Source organism: Hallerella succinigenes (assembly GCF_002797675.1).
In the GTDB taxonomy this organism is placed as follows: Bacteria; Fibrobacterota; Fibrobacteria; order Fibrobacterales; family Fibrobacteraceae; genus Hallerella; species Hallerella succinigenes.
This window is the reverse complement of the sequence record NZ_PGEX01000001.1, coordinates 2,216,934-2,237,324: the sequence shown is the minus strand read 5'-3', so window position 1 is coordinate 2,237,324 and position 20,391 is coordinate 2,216,934. Positions and strand designations below refer to the sequence as shown.

The following is a 20,391-nucleotide window of genomic DNA, read 5'->3' as shown; positions in this document are numbered from 1 at the left end:
AAAAACTGCAAAATATGCAAAAATAATTCCTAGAAGGATGTGAACGGTATTTTGTGCCGACCTTCTATGACGAAAATGGAATTTTGACCATGAATGTCATTGATTTCTTGATGGAGCCGAAGATTTGACTAAAAATTGATGAAATTTGCGTAAAAACGACAATTTTACACTTTTTCGGTTGGGAAAGTGCGCTTTTAATGCACTAATTCGGTTGGAAAAGTGTAGTTTTGGGATATGTTCAAGAGAAAAATCCTTAAAGAATTTGAAAATTGGAAGATCTCGGGGGGCAAAAAGAAGGCCCTGGTTGTCAAGGGAATGCGTCAAATCGGCAAAACGTCCAGCGTCCTGGAATTCGCCCGCAGCAACTACGAGAGCGTCGTCTATATCAACTTTAAGGAAAATAAAAATGCGAAGAAGGTCTTCGAGGGAGACCTGAACGTGAGTCGGATTACCATAGACCTTTCCGCGCTTTTTCCTAATGTGCATTTTGTCGAGAACAAGACCGTCATCGTCTTCGATGAAATTCAGGAATGTGCAAACGCCCGCGCCAGCATCAAGCCTTTTATGGAAGACGGTCGCTACGATGTCATCTGTACTGGATCCCTGCTTGGTATTAAGGGGTACAACCGTAAAAAGGGAAAAGGCGTCCCGACCGGTTTTGAAAGAATAATTTATATGAAACCCATGGATTTCGAGGAATTTCTGTGGGCAAAGGGAATCGACGAAAATGTCATCAGTTACCTGAAGGAATGCTTCGCGAAAAAGGAACCCGTAAGCGAGGCGACGCACAACGCCATGCTCCGCTACTTCAAGGAATACCTTTGTGTAGGCGGGTTCCCTTATGTCGTTTCTCGATTTGTCGAGACGAACGACATGAATGTCGTTTGGCAGGAACAGCAGGACATTCTCGAAGAATACAAGGACGACTTTGGCAAGCACCTTGACGAGAACGAAAACGAGGAAATCGACCGCACGCTTCTTGGCCGCATCAATCGCGTTTTTGATTCGATTCCCGCTCAACTTGCGAAGGAAAACAACAAGTTTGTCTATTCGCAACTAGAAAAGAAGGGCCGTTCCGAAAATTACCAAACCGCAATCCAATGGCTCTACGACTGCGGCATCATCAACATTTGCCACAACCTGACCAACATCGCAGAACCCCTTGAAGGCTACAAAATCGAGAATACGTTTAAGATTTATGTGCAGGATTCCGGCCTGTTTGTCGCCATGCTGGAACGCGGCACCGCGGCCAAGATTCTATGCGGCGATTTGGGATTCTATAAAGACGCCATCTACGAGAACATCATTGCAGACTGTTTCTCTAAACAAGGTCGCAAACTATTCTACTTCCGCAAAGAATCTGGGCTAGAAATTGACTTTGTAGAAAATGTCGGCGGCGAACTCGCCATTATTGAAGTCAAGGCGACAACGGGACGCTCCAAGTCGACAAAGACCGTTTTGAATAACGACAACTACGCAGCCAAGGTTTGCTACAAACTTTCCGAAAACAACATCGGTGTTGCTGGCAAGATGGTTACACTGCCGTACTACATGGCTATGTTTCTGGAGTGAAAAACTTTTTAGCATGCGCCAATTCGCATTGGCTAGGATAGCGGACTAGAGAAATGTCTCGTTTTTTGCACTCGTCCAATATCCTCTTATCCACGCTTCCGTAAACAAGTAAAACACGAGGATTTTGCCTTTTTATTAATTCCATCGTTCCTGCAAATTGAACCATTTTGCAATCAGCATACCGTTGCGTTCCCTGGTTTCCGATAAACAGCACTGCATTTTGCGGGACATTCCGAAAACAAAAAGGATATGACTTTTTGTCTCCAAAGCGCACATTGATTATGTTCGGAATACCGTTAGCCTCGAATAATTCTCGACTATGCTTATTCAAATTGTCAGAATCCTTTTGAACGTCTATATGGTCGCACCATCCGATGCTTCTATCAAGTGTGAGACTTCCAGGAAATTTTTTGATATATCCAAGATATGGCGAGAGACCGTCTGTATAAGCTTTACAGAGTTTCTCTTTTTCGTAATAATGGAGCCATGCACCATAATCCGGATACGCAAGCGACATTGAAAAGGACTGTACGCGTTTAGGAATTTCCTTTTCATCGAAGTCCTTGCCCCTATACAAAATTTCGTATGGGCTTGAATATTGTTCGTTCATTTTTACCTCTTGGAATATAGGCGCAAACTGCGGAACCTAAACGGGGTTACCGCAATGTGCAGAGCAATATTAATTTGGCCTAAATTTCGCCCTTGGCTTTCTGTTCCTTAAACTTGTCGCGGGCCGCAATCCATTCGTCAATCAATCGTTTGAGTTCAGATGTTTCGACGGTGATTTCCGAAGGCTCCCCCTCATTTGCGAAATTATCAACAATTAGGGTTTCCTTGAGGCCGATATTCCAATAACACTCGTTACCAGAGCATTCAACATGTCTTTTCTTCTTGGAAAGGACCTGTTCAATTTGCTCTAGGATAGTTTTGTGGAAATTAACAACTTCTCCAGTGAAGAAGTTCGTGAGTATTCCTGTTTCTTCTTCAAAGGCAAAGTATAGAAAGTCCTTTTTCCCTTCAAATTCAAGGTATTTAATTGCGTAATTGTAATTCATTAGTTTTCCTCCATAATCGGAAATGCACTCGAGATTTTTCCATTTGGACTCATTCGCATTTTTATTTTCACACCTTCCTTTGAATATCCATAAAATACCTTACCAGAAGGATCTATTGCGCTTTTACCTTTGTATGCCTCGTTTATCGCATTCACGATATGTTGCGGCGACCAGTGTTCGGGGAAGAATGTAGACATTCCGCCCATTGTGCGCTTTCGGATGCCGTTGACCTTGACTTTACCTTGATATACTCCTTTGGTATCTGGGGATGATTTTGTCCCAGGAATAATTTGTCCTTCAGCATTCTTGATTACCTCGGTATGGTAACCCGTCGCCTCCAATCGTTTCTTCCCTTTGCCCGCAGAAGCGAGTTTGACCTCCCCATTAAATATATGTTTTATTAGGCCAGATTCAAAGTGTTCCGTCTGCTCCAGCCCTTCTAAATCACCCTTGAAGTATTTTAATGGTGAATTATTCGGGACCTCGGTCTGATAAAGTTCTGGACGATTCTGCTTTGCGAGTTCCTCTTCAGAAACAAGCGTTGTTTGGATATACTTTTGCGGGAGTTCATTCAGCAAATGCTGATACTCCTTTGGCAATTCCGGTAGTTTGTAAACAACCCCCGGCTGGGTTGAGGCTTTAAGGCCCATGATACTTCTCCTTGCCTTGCGGCGGAAGATTTTTCACAACACGTTGTCATGAGACAACAATCCATAACCTGCCGGGCAGTTTGCCCGGCAAACCTGATTAAAAACACGATGTCATCTACTCTATAGTTTTATAACAACCTCCATTGATTCATATTCATATTGTCGTAACTTCACTATGCCAACGCTTTTTTATGAATAAAAAAGGCGTGGTGTCGAATGCACTTACCTATCCTGAGGGCTACCACACCCTTTTACACAATAAGCACAAACGACCCACGCCCCGATAATGGTGCGTAAGATCCGTTGATTTCTTGTGTAAATTCCCTGAAGGTGGTAGTTTCAGGATAGGGAAACAAGAATCTTTTCAGTCTATGTCAAATACAATTATCTAAAGTGTTGAAAGAAGTCTCCTTAAGTTATTTCAGCATTTGTATAGCCATTACCCTTGCATCAATTTCCAACCTTCAGCAAGGTTGCCCTTTTCATCCTTGTAACGGTATTTTTCGGCACTGTTGCAATACCACAGTTTATTTTCACGAACGCACAAACCGCCGACGAATTTTTCGCGACCATCGCGTTTGACCGCCTCTTCGTTCAAATCACGCAACTTTTTCGAAAGGGCTTCCGCACGACCTTCAGGATTTGCTGCTGTAAATCCACTCTTGGTATCAAAAATGCCGATGCGACCATCTACAAATTTCACAATCCAGTCGGGATAGAAAAGTCGTTCTCGATTTTCAGTGGTATTGAAATACTTGAGAGCGTAAAAATCCTTGCCGTCATCATTCTGCTTAAACCACCATTCAACCGTGGGCAATTTTTCAAGAAACTCAATAAAGGCGATTTCATTATCGCGTCCTGGATATTCTGCTTTGAGCTTGAACGGTTGAAGCATACTCTTCATAATTGGCTTATAATCGACAAAGTCGCTTGAATACGCATAAGATGTCTTGACTTTGAATGGCAACGCCTCCTGCATTTCCTGCTTACGACGATCGGCAACAAAGGCATCGCGAATAGGTCTGTATTCCTTGAGAGCTTGTGTAATGGCTTTGCGGAATATACTTGCAGAGTTCTTAAACAAATCCTTCAAGAAAATCTTGTAACGACCGACATTATCGATATTCGTCATCGAATAGCGTTCAAACCATTGACGAAGAGCTTCCTTGAAGGGTCCCCAAGAACGGGCAATGTTGCCGTATTTAGCATCGGGTTCAGTCTGTTCTTCCAAAATGTTGTAGCAAGCATTCATGAAGTTCTTTTCGACTTCGTTGTCGCTCATCTCATGCTCTACATTCTTGCCTAAATCGTTGGTTCCTGCAAAGGTTGCATTCGCCAAGACTTCGGTTGAAAGTCTCTGAGACATATCTATGCCAAATTTTTCAAGAACGCCTTCTTGTGCAAAAGGATTGTTATAGGCATTTTCGGTAATTCCAAAATAATTGTTCATTGACTTAACAAACGAACTCTGGAAACTGCTAGCCTTACCAATATCACCATAGTCTGCACGGCTGATGAAATCACTTTTCAAAAGCGGATCAACGATGAACGAAGACGGCTGTTTTTGAACGAGCGTTTCAGCAAAATCGCGGGTGGCTTCAGCAACAATCTCCGTAGCCTTGTTTGCAACACCCTCTCCGAAATGCTCCTTCAATATGGCCTTGACATTTCGAGTAGCTGTCTCAACAATTTGTTCTGTCTTTTGATTTTTTGTTGCTTGAGAATCAGCTTCGCCAAAAAGATTATATTCCGTTTGTGGCGATGCGACGGTGTTGCCTTGTACAGGGAATATTTCTGGAGCAATCTGTTTAACCGCTTCTTGCAACGCAGCTTCGATTTTGGGAGCAATATCTGAAATAGGCTTGTCCGAACTATTCGCGACCAATTCGTCAAGCATAGAAGTTTTCAGTTCTTGTATGACATTGTGTGTTGCTTCTTGCGTGGCAAACCCTCCGAAAAGATGCGGAGCAAGATTCGTCACTTCAGTTTTTGGCTTGTTTTCAACAGTGTCGGGAATGTCGGAGATTTCATTTTTGCGGTAGTTCGTGTAAAGGAATCCTTCGCGGAGTTCAGGGAACGCCGTCAAGTCAACTTTCGGAACAGGGTTGCGCAAAATTCTTCCGAGAGTCTGTGTTTTGAATGTTGGCGATTCAATTTCGCGGAACATCACGATAACATGTGCGCGAGGACAATCCCACCCCGTTCCTGCTGCATATTTGAAGAGCATAAAATCTATAGGACTATCTACATCTGTAATGTGCTCAAGATTTTCTTTCTTGTTGTCAAACCATTTGGCAATTTTATTTGCAGGAACTTCGCAATTTTCAGTCAAAAATCTTGTGACGAGTTCTTCCTTTGTTTCAACACCTTGATCCTTGAGTTTAGAATCATCATTAGGCAACTGAATTAAAACAAGCGGGTTGATATTTTGACCGAGGCGAGTCCATTGTTCCGCCAAAGATTCCCGTTTTTCCTTGGCGAGTCGCAGCAAGGCAAAATCCAAATCTTCACCTTCAATGTTTTTCAAATCTTCTTCTGTTTGCGAAATAATCTGTTCCTTGATAAGACCTGCGGCAACGACATCGGAGCGTTTAACTTCAACATAGCCTGCACGCAGATTTTGCACATCGCTGATGGTGGGAATTTTTTCCGGCGTGGCAGAAACATTCAAAATGATTCGCGGATTAAGTGGCGTAATAACATCACGATAAGCCGATGCAGTCACATTCTTGTGGCTTTCATCGATAATCATTACAATTTCGCGACCTTCTTTCTTTGTGTTTTCCGCAACATCTTCAAAATAAAAGCCTTGTTCCTTTTGCAGCTCAACTTCGTCGGGGCGACGCAGCAAACGCTTTTTGGCATCCTTTGCCACTAACTTTTGCCAATTCAAGAACAGAATATCGTCTTTGTGCAGAATGCCTTCGGAAAAATCTGCGATGGTCAAGAGACTTCGCCCGATATTTGGGAAAAAGTAATCATAAAACTTGTCGCGACTTTGCATCGCAAGGTCATCCGAGAAAGTAATCCAAACGAATGCTACATCGTCGTTAAAGGCAGGATCATTTTGCAATTCGCGAACAAAATTTGACACCATGAAAGTCTTGCCGGAACCTGTCGGAGACTTGAAAGTGATATCGAGATTATGACCGCCCGTTTGCCAAAGTTTCTTGAACGTTTCTACGAGACCGTTCGTGCCGAGGACCGCATTTTCTTGGAAAGGAAGCATCTGCATATTATTACCCGTTCAAAGCCTTGTAGATTTCGAGAATCGGTTTGGGAATTGCCTTGATTTCGATGTTTTTTAAATCATCGAATTCGTTTTCAAAGAAGTCGGGAGAATTCCAACTGAACACATAAACCGTGAATTTCGATTTTTTATCAGTAGCGCGCAATTCATCGATTTTTGCAACAAAATCAGAAACTTTGCCGTAATCGCCATTATGATAAATGCATGTGTAGCGTTTTTTCTTTTCCGCATTATCGGAATAGATTTGCCAGAATCCCTTTGCCGCTTCGGGAACCTTGATTGTATCCAAGGTATTTTCCGCTAGTGCGATAAGGCAACCCGCTTTTTCGGCAAGTTCCACCTTGTCTGCATCATTGGCGTTTTTACTCTGATGCTTGCCAACGAAACCGGTCTTGTAATATTTAAGCGAACCACCTAAACCATCGACACTTTCGCCTTTTGCATTTGTGTAACCGCACATTACACGACGGTTGCGCTCATAGGTAACATTTTCACAGATGTTGTTGTCGTCTTCGGATTGCTGAACAAGAATACATTGGCGATTACCATCATCTTCTTTGTTAAGATTGAGTGTGGCATGTAGAGTCGTACCTGAGCCAGCGAAGAAGTCGAGAATGGTTATATTTTTCCGAATCGAGCTCATGCGAATAATTCTGTCTATCAAGTCTACAGGTTTGGGATAGCTAAAATCATCGTTTTGAAGAATTTCTTTTAGCAATGAAGCTCCTGTAGAATTATCAATATCATCTATCCAACTTGAATAGGGCTTTGTACTTTCTTCATTTGGATTATCATAGATCCTTTCATATGGAATCCATTCACCTTTTCTGTTTTTTTGTATTTCGACAAGTCCTTTATGAAAAGCATCTTCCATTGTACTTTTGCCCCATCGCCAGCGTCCTTCATTATCCGAATCAAGCATTGGATATATTTCCAAAGAATTCTTCGATTTAGATAGGCTAAACTCATTGGTAGAATTGTTGTAATAAATTGGATAAAATAAATTTGGACGATTTTCTCTTTTACTATTATCACCCCATTTCCGGAGTAATTGAGTTTTATAATGGAGCTTTTTAGATTCGTCAAATAAAGGGAAATTTTTTCCTTTAATCATTCTTCCTGATTCAAACTTATCTAACCTCTTTGCATATCCTTGAATATATTCGTGAACTATTGCATAGTATTTGCTATCCTGACGTCCACCAATTCCCTTTCGTGGGAAAGTCGTTAGTAAATTTCCTTCCCCAAACACTTTATCACACAACAACTTTAAATTCGCTTGTTCATTATCATCAATACTGATGAAAATCACACCCTTATCACTCAGTAAATTCTTCGCCAACTTCAAACGCTTTTCCATAAACGAAAGCCAATAGCTATGGCGAAGCGGATGTTCCTTAGGAACTTTTTGCCCATCGGGAAATTCTGTCAAGAAACGTTTGTCCTTGTAAGTAAATCCATCCGAGCCCGTGTTGTACGGCGGATCAATATAGATGACATCAATTTTACCGCGGTGGGTGTAATTCAAGCAAGTGAGTGCATGGTAGTTGTCGCCTTCGATAATCACATGGGGAGGTCTGCCAGCCAAAGGGCCTTTTGCATCGACCGCCTTTTCGGCGACTTCTTCGAGGATTGGGATTTTGTCTTCGGAATCCTTGTCAAAGGCTTCTGGAACATCCATCCAGTTAAGCCCATAACGAACACTTTTGACTTGAGACTTCCAGCGTTCGACTTCTTTTTCCAGTTCGTGAATACGAACCTTGAGAGCATCCAATGTTTCTGCCACGTGAACCTCACAGCTAAGGGTGTGCGGCCCTTATTTAGTGCTGTTCGCGTCACGATTTCAAATAAAAAAGCGTGGCGTCGAATGTACTTACCGCAACTGAGGCTCTGGTAAACCTATCTATCAATAAGCACAAACGACCCACGCCCATTGCTGGACGTGAGTGCTCGCCTTATTCTCGATAGATTTGAAATTTACCAGATTTCAGTTGCGAGAATAAGAGCTAACTCTACGTTAATCTCTGTCGCCCCTCGCCTTGCGGCAAAGGGCTATGTCTGCGGAGAATGATAGTAAAGAAAAGATTCCCGGTCAAACCGAGAATGACGAACTAAGGGAAATTTTAGGAATAAGAGCCGAAGATGTTTCTACAATCTCAAAATTCCGGTCGCTCCGAACCATTCGGGACGGGGCTATGTCAATGGGAAATATTATCCCTGACGTCTACGATCGGGAAGATGGCCCGATTCATAAAAGCTGCGTTTATCGTCGTACATACGCTTATCGATGATTTCCAAAATATCGTCGACGCTGTTGTCCTTCAGATTAAAGTAGCCGCTTCCGATGGAAACCGAGAGAGCGTACTTTTTTAAGCTTCGTTCATTGTACAAATCCACATTTTTGCGAATGCGCTTTTCATAGCGTTCCGCAATCCCCGGTAGATCGGAGTTCACAAGAATCACGAATTCGTCGCCCGCATAGCGGATAGCCGTTCCACAAGTGCCCATGGAATCTCGCAAAATTTCCGCCATCGCCGCAAGCGCTTCATCCCCACGAGAATGTCCGTAAGTATCATTGATCAGCTTAAAGTCGTTCAAATCGAGCATCATCATGACAAAGCCACGACGCTTGCCCATTTCTTCCACAACCTTATCCAAATAGTAACGGTTAAAAAGACCCGTCAATTTATCGATGAAAATATTTTCATTTTGCAGGGCAAGGTTCATGCCCGTCACACCGACTGCAATACCGACCCAAATCGTTGAAATTCCATACCACGCATTCTGTACCGCTACGCAAACAAAAACGGGCAAAAAGAACTGCATCACAGGGAAGAATTTAAGACCGCCATTCTGGAAGCGCATGAGCAAATAATAAGCGATGCTATCCAGCATAAAGAGAGCTTCAATCAAATTGTTGATCCAGAATAAAGAACCCCGAGAATAGCGGTTCGCATCGTCCAAGCAGAAAAGAATCGGATAAACAAAATTCAATAGCAACAACAGAAAGCCGAATCCCGACACAACCGCCGTAAAAATCTGCTGCCCCTTCGGAATTCGACCCCCAATATGCTTTAATATCATCATCAGCCACAAAGGCCCAATGAACAGGTTTCCAAGGAAAAGCACAAAATTTGAAGCGTAAGCGACATTTCGGAATATAGTTCCCGGAAGCCCGTCCACCGTAAAAGTGACCACGTCGGCAATACACGAAATAAAAATCGTGATAATCATGCCGAGCAGGATTTTATCTTCTTTCCGTTTTTTCTGTAATTTCCACGAACCGCTAAACAAGACATTGAGCATCAAAAAAAATGCCCAACGCATCCGCAATATAAATCTCAGGCAAATTAATTTCGTACATGTACCGACACTTACTCCAATGGAAGCCTCTTCGCCTTTCGGATAAAAGCTAGGGTCTCCCGTTCTCCTTTTTCTCCCAACATATTTAAAAGGAAGAATAATTTCCGATATGTGGAATCAGTCATCTTTTCCCGAGCTGAACTTTTTGTTAGGTAAAGGAACGGATCTTTCTGGGAATAGCTCTTCCCATTGTAGATTTTGGATGCTGCAACGCGGTCACAGAACATTTCCTTGATATAGCGGTCCGGCATATCGACTGGAACGAGTTGTTTTGTCACCAGGTCATAATCGTACCAATACTCAAAATGGTGCTTATTACGGCCCTTATGATGCATCCAGGCACGGCTGTAACCATAAAAGCGTCGCTCCCCATTATTCGGAGATTCTTTTCCTGTGTAAAACTTGACGCCCGGCAAAAACTCTGTCGGAGAATACTTAGAAAGGTCGTGAAACAGGCCTTGAAGTCCGATGCCCGCCTTAAAACAAAGTCGTATGACTTCGTTTCGATGCTTGGTAATCGTGATAAAATGCCCTAAAAAATGCCACATTTAAAGTCCAAAAACACGCACGACCCCAAACAGGACAATGCCCGAATAAACGCCGCCGAGTAAATCGTCCGCCATCACTCCCCAAGCGCCCGGGAAACTTTCGAACTTGTGAATGCCGAGCGGTTTTAGAATATCAAAAAAGCGGAAAACGCCAAAAGCGACAAGCAAAAGCCATGGGTTAGAAAGTATCGACTCCGCCGAAATAAACGCGAGCGCCATAAAGACGCCACAGACTTCATCAATTACAATCCAACCCGGATCTTCTGTCTCCGTATCGCGCATCGCCTTTTTCACAAACGGGATCGCCGCAAAAAAGACGACAAGCGCCGCAAACAAAAAGAATCCGTAAGAGTCGAGAGTTACGCCCTCTTCCGTCCAAGATTCATAACGGAGCGGCCAAAATTCAGAACTGAAAATAGCAAGCGGATAAGCGACAAGCGCCGCGGCAAGGCTGCCATAGGATCCCGGCATTTTCGGGAGCATTCCCGTTCCAAAGAAGGTGCAGATCAAAGCCGAAATTTTATCGGTGCAGCGCCACTGATGCGGCACTTTCGGTTTATGATATTTGGCATGTAATTCTTCTCGATTCATCACCTTGCAATGTAGAACTTTTTAACCGAACGATTTTTGAAAAAAAAGGTTCTCCCATCAGAAGAACCCTTTTCAAAAATATGGCTGCCCGGTAAAAAAAAGTACGAACCTAAACACCATGTGTTAAATACGCGCCGTTTTCGACGGAAAAAAGCTTTTTGCGGGCAGCCCAGACGCGATTTAGCACTTTGCAATCATCACGACCTAGATTTAGGACTGTTGCCCCGTCCGTCCCCTATTCGGAAAAGAAGCTTTAATCATACCCTTTACCGCTTTTTGATGACGACGATTTCGGCGTCAGCGCCGTTCTTGCCATATTCGCTCACGAGAATGTAGCGTTCGTCGCATGCAATTCCAAAGCAGCGTCCTTCGGCACCCTTCTTTTCGACCTGATTGCCCCAGTAGCTGGCGTTATCGTCCAGGAACTTGACGCTGTTGCCGTTAATTTTGTATTCCTGATTGATGAACGCGCCCTGCAACACAAAGAGGTTGTCGATTTTCGGCATGTCCTTGACGCCGAGGGCGTTGACTTCCTCGATGAATGTTTGCTTCATGGGCGAAGTAGCTTGCGGCAGTTGATCTGCGGGGAAGCGCCAGCGCTTGAGCGTCGGAAAATACTTGTGGAGTTCCTCCTTGTATTCTTCGCGGGTGAGGTTCTTGCCGGTATTTTTGTTTAACTCATCGACGAACTGCGAGCAGAATTCAACCATCTGTTCCATGTTGAAGTCGCCGGTGAAGGCGCCGTCCTTGTAGCAGTAGATGCAATACTCTTCGTTCTTGCTGCCATCGGCATTCGTACCGAGGATTTCGTTTGTGAGCGGCATTCCGCAGCTCTGACAAAATTGCGTCTCCATAGTTTCTCCTTTTTGTTATATGCACAAATGTACACTATTTTAGGTAATTGTCAAGACTTTTTTGCGGGCACCCTAGGCGCGATTTAGCCGGCGGACTTTGCCTTAGCACATGGAGAGCAACCTTTACGATGCCAAAAAACGGTAGAAACCGTTGCAGCGTCCGATAGGGGCATCCTTTTGACCGAAACCGTCTTTTAAGGCGTTCAAAAAATTATATTCTACCCATATGAAAATCTCGGACAAAGCCTTAGGCTACATTTCTTTTGCTATTCTCCTTCTGATTATCGTGGGAGTTTCATTCGGAATGTGGCATGCGCATCAAGAAAGTTCCACCCAGGCAACGATCGACTTCCAGGAACTCGGATCCCTTTCTCCCGAAGATCCGATGACCGAAAACGGCTACCCGATTGGACACGTCGGCGATGTACAGTGGCTCGGCGACCGTTCCCGTGTGACCGTCGTCTTTGACGAACCGATTACCCTGCACGAAGGCACCCGATTTCGCAACGCCGCATTCGCCCTGATGGGGCAGCGCCGTATTGAACTCATTCGCACCCACGAAGGCGAGGTCCTTCCCAAGGATCATATATTTAAAGGCGAATTCGTTCCGGGCATTACCGAATCGCTTCGCTTTATCACTGAATTGCACGACCAGGCGATGGTCGCCCGAGACGCCGTCCTCACCATCCTTTCGGGAAACGACACATTGTCAAGCGTCACCCAAAAATACCAAGAAGCCATGAAGACGGTCGAAAGTCTGCTCAACGGGCTTGAAAAGACTACAAATACGACCGGCAAAAAAATCCAGGAAGTCCTCGCCCAGGCTGAAAACGCCTCTGCGACCATCCATAAAACAGCGGACGCCGCCGACTCTACCATCCGTACGATCACAGCCCAAGCCGATTCTTCGATCGCCAAGGCGCACGGAGCCCTGCAGGGCCTTTCTGAAGGCATCGAAAAGATCGAAGCGATTACCCAAGCCGTTGAAACCGATACACTGACGCAGAACCTCTTGAATACGAAAGAAACTGTGGATAAGGTTAACCAGCTCGTCGCCCAAATGAAAAAGCTAATCCAGGCGATTAACACCAAGGGCATCGCCATGTATGACGAAAACGGCAACAAGATTCAGCTTTTGAAGTGGAAGAACCTGAATCTGATCGGGGAAACCGCCCGTGAAAAAGCGAAGAAGCGTCAGGAGAATCAAAAAAATTGAAAAAAGTGAAAATACTTCATACAACCCCCTTGACAAGAAATTCTCGTTTTTTATATTTGGGTCACCACGATGCCTCATAGCTCAGTTGGTAGAGCCCCTGACTGTTAATCAGGTTGTCACTGGTTCGAGTCCAGTTGAGGCAGCTTAAAGGCCCCGAGAAATCGGGGTCTTTTTTTATGGGTCAGGCATCACTTCACACTCCAAGTTCTTACCTCTGAACTAACCGCCAGCGAGCTTGACCGTATAGCCCCGCTTTTCGAGTTCCGCCTTGAGGACGTTCCTTTTGTCGCCCTGAATTTCGATCTGGAAATCCTTGACCGTTCCACCGGTTCCGCATTTACGCTTAAGATCGCGCCCAAGGTCCGCCAAAGCGTTTGCATCTAAGTCGACGCCCGTGACGACGCTGACCATTTTATTTCCACCGAGACGCTTCAAAAGGATGCGCACCACGCCATCCGTTTTGGGGCGTTCCGTCACAGGCTTCGGCTGTTCAATTTTGCCTTTTCCCGTTACATAGACGAGGGAAGAACGTTCTTCAATCATAAAATCTCCGTGGAAGGTTTACCTAAAATTAAAAAAAATGGACAGCGCGCCTTTTCGTATCATAGATTTTTAAAGAATTTTCATATTTTGTTCTATTTTTGGTATTTTTAATGATTTTTCGTTAATTTTGTATCATTATTTTATTGCATTTTCGTTTTTGAGAGTATATATTCTAAAGGTATGAAACCGGTGATGCAATATTCGGACTTCCGAGAATTTCTCAGGGACTTCTATCAAGAAAGAAAGCCCTATGGATTCTCGTTCCGAGAATTTTCAAAGCTCGCCGGTTACAGCTCCCCCGTTTTTTTGAAGCTCGTGATCGAAGGCAAGGCGAACCTTTCCGAACGAGGAACAGAACGCGTGGCAAACGCAACGGGCCTTGTCGGCGCCGATGTGGAATATTTCCGCATTCTCGTGGCAATGAACCAGAGCAAAAATGCGGAAGAAAAGAAACTTTTGTTCAAAGAACTCCGATCGATTGCAAAATCGAACAAAGTGAAAATTGTCGGCGAAGACCAGTACGATTATTACGAATCCTGGGTTTCCCCGGTGCTACGCGAAGCTTTGCCTCACATGGCAAAATCCAAGGTTTCCGAAGTCGCCGATAAGCTGATATTCAAAAGTTCCGCGGCAGAGATTCGCAAATCAATCCAGGTTCTTTTGAACGCAGGTCTTCTCTCTAAAAATGCGGACGGAACCTTAACGCAAACGAATCAAAAAATTTCGACGGGCAATCTGGAAATGCCCTCGCTCGCCGTGCGCGACATGCACCGTCAAATGGGAGAGCTCGCCGTTCAAGCTTTGGCCACGGTTCCCGTAGAAGAGCGCGACATTTCCGGTTTAACGCTCGGCGTCCCTGAAAATATTCTACCGAGAATCCGCGCCGAGATCGCGGAATTCCGCCGTCGCATTTCAAATATCGTCACAGAATCCCCGGAAACCGATCGCGTTTACCGTTTGAATGTGCAGTTCTTTCCGCTGACGAAAAAAATTTCTTCCTCTGTCGAAGGAGGTGCCGCATGAAGCCGATGAAAGCTCTTTTTGCAGCCCTTCCGATTTTAGGCGCAGGTATTTTCTTCGCCTGTTCCACACATGTGGCCGGCGGAAGTTCCGAAGAGACGAATACGATTGCCGGTACGCTAACGCTTCCAAGCGGAGAAGCCGCAGCCCGCGTCGTTGTGCAAGCTCAGGCAGTCAGCGGTTCGGATTCGACAGTCTACAACGACACGACGAACTCCCAGGGCGAATTTTCGATTTCGCCTAAGGCAAAAGGCGTTTACGGTTTAAGCGCCATCTCTGAAGATTTCGCCTACTACGACACGATTTCTGTCTACGGCAAAACGGTTTCCCGCGATGCCGAACTGACAAAGACCGAAACCCTTTCTGGAAACGTTTACTTGCGCACCAACGAAGCCGCAGTCGGTGCAGTCGTTTCTCTCGCCGGCTCTCCGTGGAAAGCGATTACCGATGAAGAAGGTTCCTTTACGCTCGTGAACGTGCCGCAGGGACAACATTCGATTCAGGTTCTTTCGCCACAGTCGAATTACGTACTGAATCAAACTTACTCGGTAGCAACCGTTCCGGCTCACTGGATTTTGCCGCTGTCGACGGATTACGCGATGGCAGGATACTGGACGTTTGAATCTTTCAACGGTAATACTGCGGCCGATGTCCGTGGCGTTTCGGGGAATGCAGTGCTTTACGGCGAAGCCTCTTTGGAAGCGGGTCGTGATGCGGGCAAGGCGCTCCATTTTGAAAGCGCTAGCGATTTTGCAGTCGTCGAAAACGACAAGGGCGTTCTTGACAGCGCGAAGGCTTTTACCGTCGAAGCGTGGGTGAACATTCAAAATCTGCAAAGCGATTCCGCCTTTGTGAAGAATATCGTCGGAAAGCTCGGATTTAGTGATAGCGCGGTCTTTAGCCTTTCCGTTCTAAAGGATACCTGCGGCATCGAAGGTTCCGCTTTTGGATTCTTTATCGCCCAAGGTTCCGGAGATTCTCTCCGTTGCGAAAGCGCAGCGATTAGCAGGGCCGCCGTTGAAATCGGCTCCTGGACTTATCTCGCGGCCTCGTGGAGCGGCGACTCGGCAAAGCTTTACGTGAACGGCAAGTTCGAAGCTACCGTGGCGACGGATTTTGAAGTTCTCGTCGGAGAAAACGGCATTCCGCTTTACTTCGGCAAGGAAAACTTAAACCTTTTAATTGACGAAGTTCGACTTTCTACAACCGCAATTGAAGAAATTGACGCTCTTTATCGCTATCAAGAATAGGAGGTACCGTATGAAGAACAACGAATCCGCATACTGCGAAATCAATGATCACGGTCGCCTGCTGACGGCAAACAAGCGTTTCTGCCGTCTGTTCGGATACAAGGAAGAACAGGTCGAATGGCACTATATCCGCGATGTTTTCCGCTACGACCAAGATTGGACTTCGTTCATCCAGAACGCGACGACAAAGGCGTCGCACTTCATTGTGCGCCTCAAGAACCGCAAAGGACGCAGCTTCCTCGCGAGCATTTCCCGCGAAGCCTCCGAATTGAACGGAAAGACAGTTTACCAAAATACCTTCCAAAAGCTCTCGGATATCACGGAAACGGATAACGAAGAAACGTTCATGGTGGAAGACCCCCTTTATGAAGCTCCGCAAATCGTCGCCCTTTAATTTTTACTGCTAGAAAACTCCCTTCTCGTAAGAAATCGGCCTCCCTCAAGAACCACAGAGGGAGGCCGATTTTTTATCTTTAAGGCGAATCAAAAAATTCACTTGTGAAGAGGTTCCAAATGGCCGAAAAGAAAGGCAAAAAAATGATGTGGGACGGCCGCTTTGACTGCGGAATGGCCCAAAGCATGATCGATCTCAGCTTCAGCTTGGATTTTGACAAGGAGCTTTTGGAAGAAGACATTCAGGGTTCTCTCGGCCATGGAAAGGGCCTTGTGGAATCCGGCGTTCTCACCAAAACAGATTATGCCAAGATTCGCAAAGGCCTTTTGGGAATTCTCGACGATGTTCATGCGGGCAAAAATCTTTGGCTCCCGACGGACGAAGACGTCCACATGGCCGTGGAACGCGTTTTGACGGACCGCATCGGCGATCTCGGCAAAAAAATTCACACAGGCAGAAGCCGCAACGACCAGGTTTCCACGGACTTCAAACTTTACATGCGTCACCGCGCTGTTGAAATCCGCGCTCTCGTAGTTGAACTGCAGAAGAACGTTTTGGACGTTGCCAAGAAGAACTTCGGCAAGATTATGCCGGGCTACACACACTTGCAACAGGCCCAGCCGATTCTCTTCAGCCATTACATGATGAGTCTCTTCTTTGCGCTTTCCCGCGACGTGAAGCGCCTTGACAACTTCCTCGATTTGCACGTGGAACTTCCGCTCGGAAGCGGTGCGATTGCAGGTTCTGCATTCCCATACCACCGTCAGCTCGTCGCAGAAGAACTCGGCTTTGAACGTCCGAGCGCAAACAGCATCGATGCTGTTTCGCACCGCGATATGGCTCTCGAATTTTTGAACGATCTCGCAATCATCGCGAATACGCTCAGCCGCTATGCAGAAGACTTTGTGATTTGGAGCTCTTCTGAATTCGGTTACCTCACCCTTTCCGACGCTTTCTCGAGCGGTTCTTCCATGATGCCGCAGAAGAAGAATCCGGATTCGATGGAATTAATCCGCGGTAAGTCCGGTCGTATGCTCGGCAATTACACGGCGATGTTCACTCTGGTGAAGGGCGCACCGCTTTCTTACAGCCGCGACCTCCAGGAAGACAAGCAGCCGGTCTTTGACAGCACGCACACCGCCAAGGTTCTTCTCCGCGTTATGAGCGAAGCGATCGCAAGCGCCCGCTGGAATTTCGACAGGATGGAAGATCGCATGCTCCCGGCCCTTCTCGCCACGGACCTTGCAGACATCTTGGTGGAAGACGGCGTTCCGTTCCGCGATGCACACCGTATCGTGGGAAGCCTTGTCGGCGAAGCCGCGAAGCTCGGTGAACAGTTCACGGACCTTTCCGATGAAGCGTGGGCTGCCAAGGGCGTGCCGAATCCAAAGGACGTGAAAAAACGTTTGACCTTTGCCTATTCCGTCTCCCGTCGTAACATCGAAGGCGGTACCGGTGCGAACTCTGTAAAAAACCAGTTCAAAAAGGCCGAAGCCATTCTCAAGAAAGAATTGAAGAAGTAATTTTTCAGATTCAACAAAAAGCCCGTCACAGAATAGCTGCCGGGCTTTTGTTTTGCAGATTTAGTTTAGCCTTTGAATACGTAGCCCGCCTTTGTGATAGCGGCTTCGATATCTGCGTCCGAAGGCATTTCCGAAAATTCGATTTCGACGGATTTCTTTTTGTGATTCGCCGTCGCCAACAGGATTCCGGGCAAAGTTTCTAGAGCCTGTTTGACATGGGCTTCGCAATGCGAGCACATCATGCCTTCGACTTTGAAGGTTCGAAAATTCGCCCTTTTCGCTTCCGGATTCTTGAAAAAATTCAAGCGTAGCGCATTCGTCACCACGCAGAAACTCGAAAGGCTCATCGCGAGAGCGGCAAAAGTCGCATTCAAAGTCCAACCGAAAAAATGGTAGTAGCAGCCCGCCGCAAGCGGAATGCCGATCACGTTGTAAATAAACGCCCAGAAAAGGTTTTCGTGGATGTTCCGAATCGTTTTACGGCTCAAACGAATCGCGGTCACCACGTCACAAAGAGAGCTCTTTACAAGCACCACATCCGCTGCGTCCATCGCCACGTCCGTCCCCGCTCCAATCGCAATTCCCACATCAGCACGGGTCAGCGCAGGCGCATCATTGATACCGTCGCCCACCATCGCGACCTTCGCATTCTTTTTACCGCTTTCCGCAAGTTCTGCCTGGAGCCGCTGAATGACCGCCTCCTTTTCATTCGAAAGAACATCGGCAATCACCTCGTCAATGCCCGCTGTCTTCGCAATCGTCTGCGCCGTCCGCAGATTATCGCCGGTGAGCATCACCACACGAAGGCCCATCTGCCGAAGCTCCGAAACCGCCGTAGCAGAATCCGGCTTCACCTGATCCGCCACCGCAATGATTCCCAAAAAACGTTTTCCCTGCACAAACAAAAGCGGCGTCGCTCCAGCGTTCGAAAGAGATTCCACCTGCAAGTCCACATCCTTTGAAAGTGCAACCTGCGATCCTATAAACTTGTGGGATCCGCCGATCAAAAGTTCTTTTTTCCCATCCACAGAAATCTTTGCCGAAAGGCCGTTCCCCGGAAGCGCCGTAAATTCGGAAACTTCGCAAAGATCCACGTTTACGGCCTTCGCCATAATCGCCTTCGCCAAGGGATGTTCGCTTCTCGATTCAAGACTCGCCGCAAGCTTCAAAAGTTCTTCTTCCAATACACCTTCCGCCGGAAGAATCTTTGTAACTTCCGGTTCGCCACGGGTAATCGTTCCCGTCTTGTCGAGCACCACGATTTCGGAGCGGCCTGCTGTTTCTAACGCAGCGGAAGTTTTAAAAAGGATTCCATGCTTTGCTCCGACGCCGTTACCGACCATAATCGCCACAGGCGTTGCAAGACCAAGCGCACATGGGCAACTGATGACAAGCACCGCAATACCGCGAGCAAGTGCAAAACCGACATCGGCACCCACCAAAATCCAAACGCCAATCGTCACAACCGCAATTAAAATCACGACCGGCACAAAAAATCCTGCGACCTGATCCGCAATCTTTGAAATCGGGGCCTTGGTCGCCGCCGACGCCGAAACCATCTGAATGATTTTCGAAAGGGTCGTGTCTTCACCCACACGGGTCGCCTTGCACTTCAAAAAACCGGAGCGGTTGATCGTCGCCGCCGAAACGCGGTCATCGACCGTTTTATCGACCGGAATGCTTTCGCCCGTCAAAGCGGATTCATTGACCGCAGAACAGCCTTCCAGCACAAAACCGTCCACTGGAATGCTGTCCCCCGGACGGACCGCGAAAACGTCGCCCACCTTCAGCTGTTCCACAGCGACAATCCTTTCCACTTCCCGACCGTTTTGCGTCACCACGAGGCGTGCCGTCTTCGGAGCAAGATCCATCAAACCTTTGAGCGCATTTGTCGTGCGGCCTTTGGAAATGGCCTCTAAAAGTTTGCCCACCGCAATTAAAGTGACGATCGTTGCCGCACCTTCAAAAAAGTATGCGCCTTCCCCGCCACGTGTCATCTGGAACAAAACAGCCAGGCTGTACAAATAAGAAACGCCCGCGCCAAGAGCGACCAGCGAATCCATATTCGGAGCCCGGTGCAAAATACCCTTAAAACCGTTCACAAAGAACTTCTGGTGAATCACCAGAATAATACCCGCAAGCGTCATCTGCACAAGCGCAATCGCGACGGTATTCGGCAAAGGCTCCATAAACCAGCGCGGCAGCGGAAGGTCGAACATCATGTGTCCCATGCTAAAATACAACAGCGGAACAAGGAAGATAAGAGAGGCGATCACGCGCCTTTTGAGAAGGGGAATCTCTTTATTTTCAAGCGATGCCGCAGAAAGCACGGGAGTCGTTCCCTTCCCCTGGACAAAATCCCCTGCAGGCGTTGCGCCGTAACCCACCTTTTCCACCGCAGAAATCACATCCGATGAAGAAACGGATCCGTCTACCTGCATGGAGTGCGTCAAAAGGCTCACCGCGCAGGAATCTACGCCGGGGAGCGCCTTGACTGCTTTTTCCACACGAGCGACGCACGCAGCGCAGCTCATTCCTGTCACAGAGTACTTGCCCATTCTA

General features: G+C 46.5%; 17 protein-coding genes and 1 tRNA gene. 7 read left to right on the top strand and 11 right to left on the bottom strand.

Annotated elements, in window-relative coordinates:
- Positions 1–234: 234 nt before the first annotated feature.
- A complete protein-coding gene (locus BGX16_RS10250; RefSeq protein WP_100425941.1) occupies positions 235–1,572 on the top strand; it encodes an ATP-binding protein in 1,338 nt (445 codons plus the stop codon).
- On the opposite strand, the gene BGX16_RS10245 is transcribed toward BGX16_RS10250, so the two are convergent.
- From BGX16_RS10245 to BGX16_RS10205, 9 genes are all read right to left on the bottom strand, one after another.
- Positions 1,556–2,182 (bottom strand): DUF4417 domain-containing protein, encoded by a 627-nt coding sequence (locus BGX16_RS10245; RefSeq protein ID WP_100425940.1) that lies wholly within the window; start codon positions 2,180–2,182, stop codon positions 1,556–1,558. The genes BGX16_RS10250 and BGX16_RS10245 overlap by 17 nt on opposite strands.
- A gap of 79 nt (positions 2,183–2,261) precedes the next feature.
- The gene (locus tag BGX16_RS10240) at positions 2,262–2,627 is read right to left on the bottom strand and encodes a hypothetical protein (protein ID WP_100425939.1); all 366 of its coding nucleotides are present in this window, start codon (positions 2,625–2,627) and stop codon (positions 2,262–2,264) included.
- Positions 2,627–3,277 carry an EndoU domain-containing protein gene (locus tag BGX16_RS10235; protein ID WP_100425938.1) on the bottom strand — a complete coding sequence of 217 codons (651 nt, stop codon included), beginning with the start codon at positions 3,275–3,277 and terminating at the stop codon, positions 2,627–2,629. Before BGX16_RS10235 ends, BGX16_RS10240 begins: the two co-directional genes overlap by 1 nt.
- A 439-nt stretch (positions 3,278–3,716) precedes the next feature.
- Entirely contained in the window at positions 3,717–6,506 is a 2,790-nt protein-coding gene (locus BGX16_RS10230) for a DEAD/DEAH box helicase (protein WP_241899587.1), read from the bottom strand.
- Between the two features lie 10 nt (positions 6,507–6,516).
- Entirely contained in the window at positions 6,517–8,313 is a 1,797-nt protein-coding gene (locus BGX16_RS10225) for a site-specific DNA-methyltransferase (protein ID WP_157797984.1), read from the bottom strand.
- Positions 8,314–8,738: 425 nt separating this feature from the next.
- Positions 8,739–9,833 (bottom strand): GGDEF domain-containing protein, encoded by a 1,095-nt coding sequence (locus BGX16_RS10220; RefSeq protein WP_241899531.1) that lies wholly within the window; start codon positions 9,831–9,833, stop codon positions 8,739–8,741.
- A 68-nt stretch (positions 9,834–9,901) separates the two neighbouring features.
- A complete protein-coding gene (locus BGX16_RS10215; protein WP_100425936.1) occupies positions 9,902–10,438 on the bottom strand; it encodes a DUF5662 family protein in 537 nt (178 codons plus the stop codon).
- A complete protein-coding gene (locus tag BGX16_RS10210; RefSeq protein WP_100425935.1) occupies positions 10,439–11,029 on the bottom strand; it encodes a phosphatidylglycerophosphatase A family protein in 591 nt (196 codons plus the stop codon).
- A gap of 266 nt (positions 11,030–11,295) precedes the next feature.
- Entirely contained in the window at positions 11,296–11,883 is a 588-nt protein-coding gene (locus tag BGX16_RS10205; protein WP_100425934.1) for a zinc ribbon domain-containing protein, read from the bottom strand.
- Between the two features lie 304 nt (positions 11,884–12,187).
- Between BGX16_RS10205 and BGX16_RS10200 the strand changes: the two genes are divergently transcribed.
- Both BGX16_RS10200 and BGX16_RS10195 read left to right on the top strand, forming a co-directional pair.
- Positions 12,188–13,099 carry an Mce/MlaD family protein gene (locus BGX16_RS10200; protein WP_157797983.1) on the top strand — a complete coding sequence of 304 codons (912 nt, stop codon included), beginning with the start codon at positions 12,188–12,190 and terminating at the stop codon, positions 13,097–13,099.
- Positions 13,100–13,169: 70 nt separating this feature from the next.
- A tRNA-Asn gene (locus tag BGX16_RS10195) sits at positions 13,170–13,242 on the top strand.
- Positions 13,243–13,318: 76 nt separating this feature from the next.
- Here the strand turns inward: BGX16_RS10195 and BGX16_RS10190 are convergent.
- A complete protein-coding gene (locus tag BGX16_RS10190; RefSeq protein WP_100425932.1) occupies positions 13,319–13,642 on the bottom strand; it encodes an SUI1 family translation initiation factor in 324 nt (107 codons plus the stop codon).
- A gap of 180 nt (positions 13,643–13,822) precedes the next feature.
- Here BGX16_RS10190 and BGX16_RS10185 point away from each other — a divergent pair, with 180 nt between their 5' ends.
- The 4 genes from BGX16_RS10185 to argH all read left to right on the top strand — a co-directional run bounded on the left by BGX16_RS10185 (position 13,823) and on the right by argH (position 17,829).
- A complete protein-coding gene (locus BGX16_RS10185) occupies positions 13,823–14,665 on the top strand; it encodes a TIGR02147 family protein (RefSeq protein WP_100425931.1) in 843 nt (280 codons plus the stop codon).
- Positions 14,662–15,912 (top strand): LamG-like jellyroll fold domain-containing protein, encoded by a 1,251-nt coding sequence (locus BGX16_RS10180; protein WP_100425930.1) that lies wholly within the window; start codon positions 14,662–14,664, stop codon positions 15,910–15,912. Before BGX16_RS10185 ends, BGX16_RS10180 begins: the two co-directional genes overlap by 4 nt.
- 10 nt (positions 15,913–15,922) lie before the next feature.
- Positions 15,923–16,306 (top strand): PAS domain-containing protein, encoded by a 384-nt coding sequence (locus BGX16_RS10175; RefSeq protein ID WP_100425929.1) that lies wholly within the window; start codon positions 15,923–15,925, stop codon positions 16,304–16,306.
- A gap of 119 nt (positions 16,307–16,425) precedes the next feature.
- On the top strand, positions 16,426–17,829 hold the full coding sequence (gene argH, locus BGX16_RS10170; RefSeq protein ID WP_100425928.1) for an argininosuccinate lyase: 1,404 nt from the start codon (positions 16,426–16,428) through the stop codon (positions 17,827–17,829).
- Between the two features lie 65 nt (positions 17,830–17,894).
- On the opposite strand, the gene BGX16_RS10165 is transcribed toward argH, so the two are convergent.
- Positions 17,895–20,387: a heavy metal translocating P-type ATPase gene (locus BGX16_RS10165; RefSeq protein ID WP_100425927.1), complete on the bottom strand. Its 2,493-nt coding sequence runs from the start codon at positions 20,385–20,387 to the stop codon at positions 17,895–17,897.
- Between the last annotated feature and the right edge of the window lie 4 nt (positions 20,388–20,391).

Bases quoted from the DNA above. Each gene is read 5' to 3' on its own strand.
- BGX16_RS10235 (WP_100425938.1), bottom strand. From the start codon at position 3,277: ATGGGCCTTAAAGCCTCAACCCAGCCGGGGGTTGTTTACAAACTACCG.
- BGX16_RS10175 (WP_100425929.1), top strand. From the start codon at position 15,923: ATGAAGAACAACGAATCCGCATACTGCGAAATCAATGATCACGGTCGC.
- BGX16_RS10205 (WP_100425934.1), bottom strand. From the start codon at position 11,883: ATGGAGACGCAATTTTGTCAGAGCTGCGGAATGCCGCTCACAAACGAA.
- BGX16_RS10240 (WP_100425939.1), bottom strand. From the start codon at position 2,627: ATGAATTACAATTACGCAATTAAATACCTTGAATTTGAAGGGAAAAAG.
- BGX16_RS10245 (WP_100425940.1), bottom strand. From the start codon at position 2,182: ATGAACGAACAATATTCAAGCCCATACGAAATTTTGTATAGGGGCAAG.
- BGX16_RS10185 (WP_100425931.1), top strand. From the start codon at position 13,823: ATGAAACCGGTGATGCAATATTCGGACTTCCGAGAATTTCTCAGGGAC.
- BGX16_RS10200 (WP_157797983.1), top strand. From the start codon at position 12,188: ATGTGGCATGCGCATCAAGAAAGTTCCACCCAGGCAACGATCGACTTC.
- BGX16_RS10165 (WP_100425927.1), bottom strand. From the start codon at position 20,387: ATGGGCAAGTACTCTGTGACAGGAATGAGCTGCGCTGCGTGCGTCGCT.
- BGX16_RS10190 (WP_100425932.1), bottom strand. From the start codon at position 13,642: ATGATTGAAGAACGTTCTTCCCTCGTCTATGTAACGGGAAAAGGCAAA.
- BGX16_RS10230 (WP_241899587.1), bottom strand. From the start codon at position 6,506: ATGCTTCCTTTCCAAGAAAATGCGGTCCTCGGCACGAACGGTCTCGTA.
- BGX16_RS10215 (WP_100425936.1), bottom strand. From the start codon at position 10,438: ATGTGGCATTTTTTAGGGCATTTTATCACGATTACCAAGCATCGAAAC.
- BGX16_RS10220 (WP_241899531.1), bottom strand. From the start codon at position 9,833: ATGCTCAATGTCTTGTTTAGCGGTTCGTGGAAATTACAGAAAAAACGG.
- BGX16_RS10210 (WP_100425935.1), bottom strand. From the start codon at position 11,029: ATGAATCGAGAAGAATTACATGCCAAATATCATAAACCGAAAGTGCCG.
- BGX16_RS10180 (WP_100425930.1), top strand. From the start codon at position 14,662: ATGAAGCCGATGAAAGCTCTTTTTGCAGCCCTTCCGATTTTAGGCGCA.
- argH (WP_100425928.1), top strand. From the start codon at position 16,426: ATGGCCGAAAAGAAAGGCAAAAAAATGATGTGGGACGGCCGCTTTGAC.
- BGX16_RS10250 (WP_100425941.1), top strand. From the start codon at position 235: ATGTTCAAGAGAAAAATCCTTAAAGAATTTGAAAATTGGAAGATCTCG.